This window comes from Allobosea sp., assembly GCF_048595345.1.
Taxonomy (GTDB): Bacteria; Pseudomonadota; Alphaproteobacteria; order Rhizobiales; family Beijerinckiaceae; genus Allobosea.
The window spans coordinates 1-9505 of record NZ_JBMDWH010000227.1 but is presented as its reverse complement, the minus strand read 5'-3'; the positions used below and the strand labels follow the sequence as shown (position 1 = coordinate 9505).

Here is a 9505-nt window from a genome sequence, read left to right as displayed (position 1 = left end):
ATGCGGGCCTCGAAGCCGGAAGCCGGCAGCTGGCGCACCGCCTTTTCGACCTCCTCCTTGTCGGAGCCGACAAGATGGGCGGTGCCGTTGACGACGATCTGCGGGGTGTAGACCTGCCCGTCGCCGCGCGCCTTGGCGTAGAATTTCTGCCGCTTGGCGAAGGCGTCCTTGCCGAGCGTATCCTTCCAGCCGAGATAGTCCCAATAGGTCACCGGTAGGGTGATCGCGATGAGGGCCGGGTTCTTCGCCAGGTCCAGCACCAGCGCATCGGCCGGCGGGCAGGACGAGCAGCCCTGGCTGGTGAAGAGCTCGACGACCGCGCGGGGCTCCCCAGGCGATTGCGCCCGCGCAGCGAGGGCGCCCAGGGCGATGAGCGCAGCAGCGAGGGCGAGGGGGCGGCGACCGGGTTTCATGGCTCCACTCTGACGCGGGATCGGTTGGTTCGAGGTTACCAAAGCCCCCGCCGATCCCGATATGGAAATCACGTTGCCTTGAAGACAGGGACCATCGCGCGGCTGTGATCGAACGAGGCGAGCATCCCGGCTGCAATCATATTGGGCCGCCAGCGCCGATGCATCCAGAGCCATTGCTCGGGATGCTCGCGCACCCAGCCCTCGACGACGGCCGTCATCATCGCCATGGCGCCCTGCACGTCGATCTCGCCGGCCGCGTCGCGCGGCAGCTCCAGCGGCGGCGTCAGCTCGATGCGGAAGCGATGGTCGGGCAGGCGCACCACGCGCACGCCATGGACGGGGCATTCGAAGCGCCTGGCGAATTTTCCGAGGATCGGGTTGGTCAGGGCCGGCCGGCCGAGGAAGGGCACGACCACGCCGCGGGTGAAATGCTGGTCGATCAGCATGCCGAGATGGCCGCCCTTCTCCAGCACACCCTGCATGGCGAAGGCCGCGCCCTGCTTCGCGGCGGCCAGCCCGCCCATGGCGCCGGAGCGGATCTCGTGGACGATGGCGGCGACGGCCGGGGTGTTCGGCGCGCGGAACACCGCCGTGGTCTCGAGATCATAGGTCTGCGCACAGATCGCCGGCAGCTCCCAATTGGCGAGATGGGCGGAGAAGATCAGCCCCGGCCGGTCATCATCCTTCAGCGCGATGAAGTGTTCGATGCCCGCGACCTCGACCCGGGAGGGCCGCTCGGGGTTCTGGTAATCATAGTCGAACAGCGTCTTCAGATGAGCATATTCGGCCGCGACGCGCCCGAGATTCTCCCAGGCCGCGCGCGCGATGCGCTTCACCTCGGCGTCGGGCATGTCGGGAAAGGTCGCGCGGATATTGGCCAGCGCCACGTGGTTGACGGGAATGAGCGGGCTCGCCGTCGCGAGCAGCCAGCCGCCGAGATCGCTGGAGCGCTCGGGCCCTAGCAGGCGCAGAAAGGCGAACAGAGCGCGGATCGCACCGATCGTGATCGCCGCGCCGATGCGCGCGGCGATAGCCTTGCCCTGTTTCAACACCGTCTGGTCAGCCCCGTCTCGCCCGTTTCGGCCGCAAGTCCGGGCCCGAAGCGGGCGATCTGGGGCAGGATGCGGCGCGCGTCAAGTCTCGCGGGCGAGATCAGAAGGCGATCACGACCTTGCCGAAGACCTTCCGGCCCTCGATGCGCGCGAGCCCCTTTTCGAATTCGGCCAGCGGAAACACCGAATCGATCACCGGCTTCATGCCGCCGGCCATCTTCCCGAGCGATTGCGCGATGTTCTCGATCCGGCAGCCGAAGGAACCGGTGATGCGGTATTGCTGCTGGAAGAGCTGCATCAGGTTGATCGAGGCCGAGGGGCCCGAGGTCGCGCCGCAGGTGACGAGCCTTCCGCCGCGCTTCAGGCAGAGCAGCGAGCCGTTCCAGGTGTCGGCGCCGACATGCTCGAAGACGACATCGACGCCTTTGCGGCCGGTGAGCTTGCGCACGACGCCTTCGAACCGGTCCTCGCGATAATTGATGACATGGTCGGCACCTAGCGCCTTGGCCTTCGCGCCCTTCTCGTCGTCGCCGACGGTGGTGAAGACCGTGCAGCCGATCGCCTTGGCCATCAGGATCGCAGCGGTGCCGATTCCCGACCCGCCGGCATGGACGAGGACCGACTCGCCCGGTTCCAGCTTCGCATTGTCGAACAGCATGTGCTGCACCGTGCCGAAGCCGATCGGCGCGCAGGCGGCGTCCTCGAAGGAGACGCCCTTAGGCGCCTTGATGGTGAGGCGGGCCGGGCGGTTCAGCACTTCGCGCGCGAAGCCGTCGATGTGGAAACCCATGATGCCGGCGACGTTCTCGCAGAGATTGTCACGGCCGTCCCGACAGGCCTTGCAGTGGCCGCAGGTCTCGGCGCCATAGGCGGTGACCACGTCGCCGGGGGCGAAGCCCTCGACGCCCTCGCCGACGCAGACGATCTCGCCTGCCGCCTCGACGCCCGCCGCCTGCGGCATCTTGCGCTTGGCGAAGGCCATGCCGCGGAAGCCCCACAGGTCGAGATAGTTCAAGCCGACCGCCTTGATGCGGATCTGCACCTCGCCGGGGGCCGGGGGCGGCGGAGGGTCGATCTCCTCGAGACGGAGGTCGCGGTCGCCGTGGAGCTGGAGGGAGCGCATGCGGGTTCGGCTTCTTTCAAAACGTGTTCGGATACGACCGGGAGGTATGAAGTACCGCGAGGATTTCGATGCGTCCGTCGCGGACACGGTAAGGCAAAATATAAGGCGCGCCGGCCAGAACGAGTTCGCGCGTTCCGTGCTCACGCCCGGGCCGCCCTATTTCGGGATGTTCGGCCAGCACCGCCGCGCGGCTTTCGATCATCGCGACCAAAGCCGAGGCAGCCGCGCGGCTGTCACGAGAGACATAGGCAAAAGCCTCGTCGATTTCGCGCAAGGCACGCCGCGTCCAGATGATCCTCACGCCAGATCAAGCCCGATATTTGGCGAAGACCGCTTCCACTTCGGCGTCGCTTGCGAATTCGCCTCGATCGGCCTCGGCGATGCCCTCGTTGATCCGCTGGATCTGCCAGGCGTTGAGCTCGACGTAATCCTGGATCGCCTTGGCCGCGATCCAGCTGCGGGAGCGATCGGTGTCGGCGGCGAGCGCGTCGAGCTTGCTCATCAGTTCGTCGTCGAGGCGGATGGTGAAGGCTGCAGTCATGGCGGTTCACTCCGGTTCGAAGCGAACCATAACACTGCAGTCCGATCCGGTCGATGTCAGCGATGGACGCCGAGCTGCGCCGTAAGGCCGCCGTCGACCGGCAGGACGGTGCCGCTGATATAGGCCGCCGGCTCGCTCATGAGAAAGGCGGCGAGGCCGGCGACCTCCTCCGGCCTGGCGAAGCGGCCAGCCGGGATCTGCGCCTGCATCTTGTCGCGATAGGCGGCATAGGGCGCCATCATGTCGGTGTCGACGAATCCGGGCGCGATGACGTTGACGGTGAGGCCACGCTTGCCGGTCTCGACGGCGAGCGTCTTGGCGTAGGAGATCAGGGCTCCCTTGGTGGCGGCATAGGCGGCGTTGCCGGCATTGCCGCGCAGGGCGGCGACGGAGCCGATGGCGACGATGCGGCCCGCCCGCGCGCGGATCATGTTGCGCATCAGGCATTTGGCCAAGCGCGTGAAGACCCAGAAATTGACCTGCATCGCCGCCTCGGCCTTGTCCTGGTCGAGCATGGCGGCGAGCGCGTCATAGGGCTGGCCGGCATTGTGAATGAGCCCGAAATAGGTCGTGTCCTCGCGCGCCTCGCAGAAGGCGTCGAGCGCCGCCCGGTCGGAGAGGTCGAGCGGCAGCGCGCGGATGGCGCGCTCGGGATGCGCGGCGGCGATCTCAGCCGCAAGGGCCTGGCCCTGATCGACCGAGCTGCGGATGGTGAAGTCGACATCGTGCCCCGCCGCGGCGAGGGCGCGCACGATCGCGGCGCCGACTCCCTTGGCGCCGCCCGTCACCAGAACCGTGGTCATGCGGCCTCCGGAGGCGCGGTCAGGACGAGGCAGGTGTTCTGCCCGCCGAAGCCGAAGGAATTGGAGAGAACCGTCTTCACGGCGGCCCGGCGGGCCTCGTTCGGCACCACGTCGAGCGCGATCGCCGGGTCGGGGTTCGTGTAGTTGATCGTCGGCGGAATGGTGCCGTTGACGATCGTCAGGAAGGAGATCACCGCCTCGACCGCGCCGGCCGCCGTCAGCGTATGGCCGATCATCGACTTGTTGGAGGAGATCGGCAGGCGCGCCATTCGCTCGCCGAAGACGGCGGCGCAGCTCATCGCCTCCATCTTGTCGTTCTCCGGCGTCGAGGTGCCGTGGGCGTTGATGTAGTCGACATCGTCAGGCGCCAGCCCGGCATCGGCCAGCGCATCCTGCATGGCGAGGATGGCGGGCTTGCCGTCCGGGCTGGAGCGCGTACGATGGAAGCCGTCACCGCGCTCGCCGCAGCCGGCGACGATGCCGAGGATGGCCGCGCCGCGCGCCAGCGCATGGTCGTAATCCTCCAGCACCAGCGCGCCGGCCCCCTCGCCCATGACGAAACCATCGCGGTTCTTGGAGAAGGGCTTGGCGGCCGCTTCCGGCGGATCGTTCTGGGTGGAGAGCGCGGAAAGCAGCGAGAAGCGGATCAACGCCTCGGCATGGATCGAGCCGTCGGTGCCGATGCACAGGGCCGCCTGCGTCTCGCCGCGCCTGATCGCCTCGACGCCCATCTGGATCGCGGTGGCGCCCGAGGAGCAGGCGGTCGAGAGCGAGATCGGCGAGCCCTGCGTGCCGAAACGCTCGGAGATGTGGTCGGCGACGGTGCCGAACAGGAACATCTCGTGCATCGCCGCGAATTTCTTCGTCGCGGCGGCCCGGAGCAGGCCGTCATAGTCGACCTCGCCTTCGAAGGTCGCCGCCAGTTCCTGCTTCTGCGGCCATTCCATCTCGACCGGGGGCACGGCCATGAAGAGTTCGCCCGGGAAGGCGCCGACCTGACCGAGACCGCTCTGGCCGATGGCCTCCTCGGCCGCCAGCGTCGCGAGCTTTTCGGACAGCTGCGGGGCGGTGAAGGAGCCGTCGAACAGGAAATCGACCGTGCCGCCGATCGTGGTGCGCAGCCCCTCCGTCGGGAAGCGCCCGATCGCGTGGATGCCGGACCGGCCGGAGGTCAGGGCCTGCCAGTTGGTGTCCTTGCCCTGGCCGAGGGAGGTGACGATGCCGAGGCCGGTGACGGCGACGAGCGGGCGGCCCCTGGCGTCGCGATGCTTGGTCTGCGTGGTCATGGTTTCACCTCACGCCTGAACCAGCCGGGCGGCGCCTTCGCCGCGCCAGTGCCCGGCCCCCGTCACGAGGGCGTCCTTCGCCTGTCCTTGCGAGACGGCGATGGCGGCCAGCGCCACCGCGACGGGGAAGGCGGCTTCAAGGGCATGGCCGACCAGATCGCCGGCCGCGATGCGCTTCGCCTGTGGTGCCGCCGCCGAAAGAGCCGCCGATTCTTCCGCCGTCATGCCGGCACAGCCGGTGGCGGCCGATATGGCCAAATCCGCGTGGGACGTGGTGTCGTCCTGGAGCAACTGCTTCAAGGCGCTCTCGACGCTGCCGGCGGCGCGCCGGCCGTGGCTGGCGCCGACCCTGGCGAGTTTCGCACGGACCTTTGCTCCGCGCGCGGCAGCGCGCTCGGCCGATTCAAGAACCAGGAAGGCGCCGGCGCTGCCGGTGATGGCACCGGGGGAGCCTTCGCGGTCGAAGACGGGGGCGAAATCGCCCTTCCGCAGGAAGCCTCCGAGCTCCAGGAGCAGCAGCATGTCGCGCCGCTCGGCATTATAGGCCCCGCCGACCAGCATCTGATCGGACTGGCCGGCGGCGATGCGCGCCTGGGCGATGCGGATCGCGTCGACCCCGGCCTGCTCCTCGCCCATGAAGGTGCGCGAGGGGCCGGTGATGCCGTGGACGATGCCGATATTGCCGGCCAGCAGGTTGGAGAGCTGAGCCAGGAACAGGGTGGGGCGCAGATCGCCCATCAGCCGCTCGTTCAGATAGGCGCCGGAGTCGTTGGCGCCGCGCAAGCCGGTGAGGATGGCGGCATCGACGCCATGGTCGCGCTCGCCGCCGCCGGCGGCGACGATGACCTGCAACGTGCTCTTGGCTTCGGCATCCTCCTTGATGCCGGCGGAGTCCAGCGCGAGGCCGGCGGCATAGACGCCCAGGCGCTGCCAGGGCTCCATCTGACGCTGGTCGGACTTCTTCGGGATCTGGCGGTCAAGCTCGAGCGCCGGCAGCGGATGGACCGGATAGGGCGCGAAGCTCTCGGTGTTCACGACCGGAGCGGCGCCGGTGGCGAGCGCCGCCGCATGGGTCTCGATGCCCTCGCCGAGGGAGGAGACGATGCCGATACCGGTGACGACGACGTCGCGGGGGATGGTCATGGAGCAGGCTCCGGCGTCAGGCCGATCGCTTCGATGCGGCTCTGCATCAGAGCGCGCATGTCGGCGGGGACGGGCATCAGGCGAAAGCGCAGCTCGGCATCGCAGATCGGCTTGCCACCGCTCGACAGCTTCGCCTTGGTCGCGGCGTATCCGGATCCCTCGATGACGAGGCTCGCCTCGGCGTCCAGAACCATGCCAGGCTCGACGAAGCTGCGGAAACGCGCCTTGTCGACCGTCATCAGGAACGGCATCTGCGAGAGCCCGTTCAGGCCGAGCAGGAGATAGCCCGAGGCCTGCGCCATCGTTTCGGTGAGGAGCACGCCCGGCACCAGGGGGTGGCCGGGGAAATGCCCCTCGAAGACCGGGCTCGCATCGGGAACGGTCGAGCGCGTCGCGATCAGCTTCTGCGACGGATCGAAGGTCACGACCGTGTCGATCATGTCGAAATATTCGAGACGCATGCGAACCTTGATCCAGAAGCGCCGGAACGGCGAGAGCCCGCGGCCCGGATGATCGATCCGTGGCGCGGGCTCATGCTCTATCGGCAGCAGCGCGCCGGCTCAAGTCCGGCGGGCGCTCGGCAGGGGCCGCGGCCGGTCACGCCTTCTTGGCGGCGACCAGCTCGTCGATGCGCTTGCAGAGGTTTTCGAGCACGAAATACTGCTCGGCCGGGGCCTTGCCCTCGTTGACCTCCTGCGTCCACTGCTCGAGCGGAAGCTTGATGCCGAAGGCCTTGTCGATCGCGAAGGCGATGTCGAGGAAGGCCAGCGAGTCGATGCCGAGATCGTCGATGGCGTGGCTTTGGGGCGTGATCTTCTCGCGCGGAATGTCGCAGGTTTCCGAAATGATGCCGGCGACCGTCTCGAACGTGGCGGACATGCGGGTGCTCCCGTCTTTGAGATTGCGGCGGGCGACATCCGGGCGCCGGACGTTTCGTCCAGCGCCTGCCCCAAGCCTCCGCCGTGGATGACTGTAGCGCCCCCTTACACCGCGTGGCGCCGGAGGACAACCACGGCGCCCCTGTCGCAACGCCGGGTGCGAGCAATGAGATCATTAACCATTCACACGCATACTTGCGGCTGAGCAATCTCTGCGAGCGAAAGCACGATGTCGTCTCTCAAGAATCGTATCGCGCTCCTTTGTGCGGTGATGGCGCTGGTGATGGCCGCGACGGCAGCCATCGGTTTTCGAACCTCCGCCTCGCTCGGGGGGACCATCGATTCGCTCAGCGCATCCGCATCGGCCATTCGCAACCACACGATCGGCGACATGCTCCATGACGGGCTGCGGGCCGATGTTTATGCCGCACTGCTGCGCTCGGAAGACAAGCAGGACGCCGCCGAGACGGTCGCCCAGGTCGAGGACCATGCCAAGGAGTTCCGCGAGCGGATCGTGGCGACGAAGACCATCGTCGCCTCAGACGAGGCGCGGGCCAGGCTGGCGGCGCTCGACCGGCCGCTGGACGACTATATCTCGCAGGCCCAGCGGATCGTGGGTCTCGCCTTTCGCGATCGCAACGCCGCGCGGGCCGAGATGACCGTCTTCGACATGCGGTTCAAGGATCTCGAAGTCTCGATGAAGCAGGCGGGAGACGCGCTGGAAGCGGAGGCCCAGGAGGCGCAGGAGAGCGCCGGCTCGGCCCGCCGGCTGGCTACGATCGCCGCCATCACGAGCCTGCTGGCGGCGCTGGCCCTCTACGCGGGCTTCTTCCTCATCGTGCTGCGCAGCGTGGTGAAGCCGATCTCCGGCATCGTCGCCAGCATGAACGCACTCACCGCGGGGGCCGAGACCGTCGCGATCCCGCATCGCGAACGGCCCGACGAGATCGGCGACATGGCCCGCGCCATCGCGCAGTTCCAGGGAACCCTGAGCGAGAGGGCGGTCGCGGACCGGCACAGGGCGATGAGCGACCTTGCCGCATCGGAAGCTCACCGCAGCGCGACCGAGCAGACCACCCGCGAGATCGCCGGGGTGGTCGAGGCCGCCGCGCGCGGCGATTTCAGCCGCCGTGTCACGGCCCGCCCGCAGGCCGCCGATCTGGCGGAGCTGGTCGAAGGCATCAACAGGATCAACAGCGTCATCGACGAGGCCACGACGAAATATGCCGAGGTCGTCGGCGCCATCGCCGCCGGGGATCTCACGCGCAAGGCGGAGACGGGGTATTCCGGCAGGCTCGGCGAGCTCAGCGCGGCGATCAACGCGATGGTCGAGCGGCTTTCCCAGACCGTGACCGCGATCAAGGACACGACGGACGAGGTCACTCTCTCGGCCGGCGAGATCAAGCTCGGCGCCGCCAATCTCTCGCAGCGGACGGAAGACCAGGCGTCCTCGCTCGAGCAGACGGCCGCGACGGCGGAGGAGCTGGCGGCGTCGGTGAAGGCTGCGGCGCAGTCCTCGCGCCAGGCCGTCATCCTCGCGGAAGAGGCGATCTCGAACGCCCGCAATGGCGGGGCGGTGGTCACCGACGCGATCGCGGCCATGGAGCGGATCGAGCAGGCCAGCCGCAAGATCACCGACATCATCTCGGTGATCGACAATATCGCTTTCCAGACCAATCTGCTCGCGCTCAACGCGGCGGTGGAAGCGGCCCGTGCGGGTGATGCCGGCAAGGGCTTCGCGGTCGTCGCCTCGGAAGTCAGGACGCTTGCGCAGCAATCGGCCGATGCGGCCCGCGATATTTCAGGGTTGATCGAGGCCTCGACGATCGAGGTCGCGGACGGCGTCACGCTGGTGCGCCGTGCCGGCACCGTGCTCGGCGAGATCGTGGAGAGCTCGCAGCGCGTCGCCACGACCGTGGCCGAGATCTCGACCGCGTCCGGCGAGCAGGCCAACGGCATCGACGAGATGAGCCAGACCGTCGCGCATATGGACGGGATGACCCAGCAGAACGCGGCGCTGGCCGAGCAGAGCGCGGCGGCGGCGCTGATCCTCGTCGAGCGGATCGACAATCTCCGCTCCTTCGTCGCGAGCTTCCGCACGGCGCAGGACGGGCGGGGCGCGGGTGCCCCGGTGCCGATGAGGCTCGCCGGCTGACGGATTTCGCCGCGCCCTCTGTCGTCGCTTCATGAAAAGGGCCGCGCGAGGCGCGGCCCTTCGTCGTTTCGGCGGGATCGGCGTGTCAGGCGGCGAGGCCGCGCAGCACGT

11 protein-coding genes are annotated in these 9505 nt (G+C 68.2%); 1 reads left to right on the top strand and 10 read right to left on the bottom strand.

Translation table 11 applies throughout. The features are described 5' to 3' along the window. The 10 genes from ACOJTB_RS19975 to ACOJTB_RS19930 form a co-directional block, all read right to left on the bottom strand. Positions 1 to 413: DUF1223 domain-containing protein (locus ACOJTB_RS19975; protein ID WP_420104273.1), on the bottom strand; the 413-nt coding region annotated here is incomplete at its 3' end. Positions 414 to 481: 68 nt separating this feature from the next. Then, positions 482 to 1462, bottom strand: a complete 981-nt coding sequence (locus ACOJTB_RS19970) for a lipid A biosynthesis lauroyl acyltransferase (RefSeq protein WP_420104272.1) — start codon at positions 1460 to 1462, stop codon at positions 482 to 484. Positions 1463 to 1565: 103 nt separating this feature from the next. After that, positions 1566 to 2588: a zinc-binding dehydrogenase gene (locus ACOJTB_RS19965; RefSeq protein ID WP_420104271.1), complete on the bottom strand. Its 1023-nt coding sequence runs from the start codon at positions 2586 to 2588 to the stop codon at positions 1566 to 1568. 16 nt (positions 2589 to 2604) lie between these two features. Continuing rightward, a complete protein-coding gene (locus tag ACOJTB_RS19960; protein WP_420104270.1) occupies positions 2605 to 2889 on the bottom strand; it encodes a type II toxin-antitoxin system RelE/ParE family toxin in 285 nt (94 codons plus the stop codon). Between the two features lie 6 nt (positions 2890 to 2895). Then, entirely contained in the window at positions 2896 to 3129 is a 234-nt protein-coding gene (locus ACOJTB_RS19955) for a CopG family ribbon-helix-helix protein (RefSeq protein WP_420104269.1), read from the bottom strand. A gap of 56 nt (positions 3130 to 3185) precedes the next feature. Beyond that, positions 3186 to 3932 (bottom strand): SDR family oxidoreductase, encoded by a 747-nt coding sequence (locus ACOJTB_RS19950; protein WP_420104268.1) that lies wholly within the window; start codon positions 3930 to 3932, stop codon positions 3186 to 3188. After that, entirely contained in the window at positions 3929 to 5218 is a 1290-nt protein-coding gene (locus ACOJTB_RS19945; protein ID WP_420104267.1) for a beta-ketoacyl-ACP synthase, read from the bottom strand. The genes ACOJTB_RS19950 and ACOJTB_RS19945 overlap by 4 nt, the downstream gene beginning before the upstream one ends. Positions 5219 to 5227: 9 nt before the next feature. Further along, on the bottom strand, positions 5228 to 6361 hold the full coding sequence (locus tag ACOJTB_RS19940) for a beta-ketoacyl-ACP synthase (RefSeq protein WP_420104266.1): 1134 nt from the start codon (positions 6359 to 6361) through the stop codon (positions 5228 to 5230). Then, a complete protein-coding gene (locus ACOJTB_RS19935) occupies positions 6358 to 6822 on the bottom strand; it encodes a 3-hydroxyacyl-ACP dehydratase FabZ family protein (protein WP_420104265.1) in 465 nt (154 codons plus the stop codon). The genes ACOJTB_RS19940 and ACOJTB_RS19935 overlap by 4 nt, the downstream gene beginning before the upstream one ends. Before the next feature lie 136 nt (positions 6823 to 6958). Continuing rightward, positions 6959 to 7240: an acyl carrier protein gene (locus ACOJTB_RS19930; protein ID WP_420104264.1), complete on the bottom strand. Its 282-nt coding sequence runs from the start codon at positions 7238 to 7240 to the stop codon at positions 6959 to 6961. Positions 7241 to 7468: 228 nt separating this feature from the next. Between ACOJTB_RS19930 and ACOJTB_RS19925 the strand changes: the two genes are divergently transcribed. Next, positions 7469 to 9394 carry a methyl-accepting chemotaxis protein gene (locus tag ACOJTB_RS19925; RefSeq protein WP_420104263.1) on the top strand — a complete coding sequence of 642 codons (1926 nt, stop codon included), beginning with the start codon at positions 7469 to 7471 and terminating at the stop codon, positions 9392 to 9394. The last annotated feature ends 111 nt before the right edge of the window (positions 9395 to 9505 follow it).

Bases quoted from the DNA above. Each gene is read 5' to 3' on its own strand.
- ACOJTB_RS19965 (WP_420104271.1), bottom strand. From the start codon at position 2,588: ATGCGCTCCCTCCAGCTCCACGGCGACCGCGACCTCCGTCTCGAGGAG.
- ACOJTB_RS19955 (WP_420104269.1), bottom strand. From the start codon at position 3,129: ATGACTGCAGCCTTCACCATCCGCCTCGACGACGAACTGATGAGCAAG.
- ACOJTB_RS19950 (WP_420104268.1), bottom strand. From the start codon at position 3,932: ATGACCACGGTTCTGGTGACGGGCGGCGCCAAGGGAGTCGGCGCCGCG.
- ACOJTB_RS19945 (WP_420104267.1), bottom strand. From the start codon at position 5,218: ATGACCACGCAGACCAAGCATCGCGACGCCAGGGGCCGCCCGCTCGTC.
- ACOJTB_RS19940 (WP_420104266.1), bottom strand. From the start codon at position 6,361: ATGACCATCCCCCGCGACGTCGTCGTCACCGGTATCGGCATCGTCTCC.
- ACOJTB_RS19935 (WP_420104265.1), bottom strand. From the start codon at position 6,822: ATGCGTCTCGAATATTTCGACATGATCGACACGGTCGTGACCTTCGAT.
- ACOJTB_RS19930 (WP_420104264.1), bottom strand. From the start codon at position 7,240: ATGTCCGCCACGTTCGAGACGGTCGCCGGCATCATTTCGGAAACCTGC.
- ACOJTB_RS19925 (WP_420104263.1), top strand. From the start codon at position 7,469: ATGTCGTCTCTCAAGAATCGTATCGCGCTCCTTTGTGCGGTGATGGCG.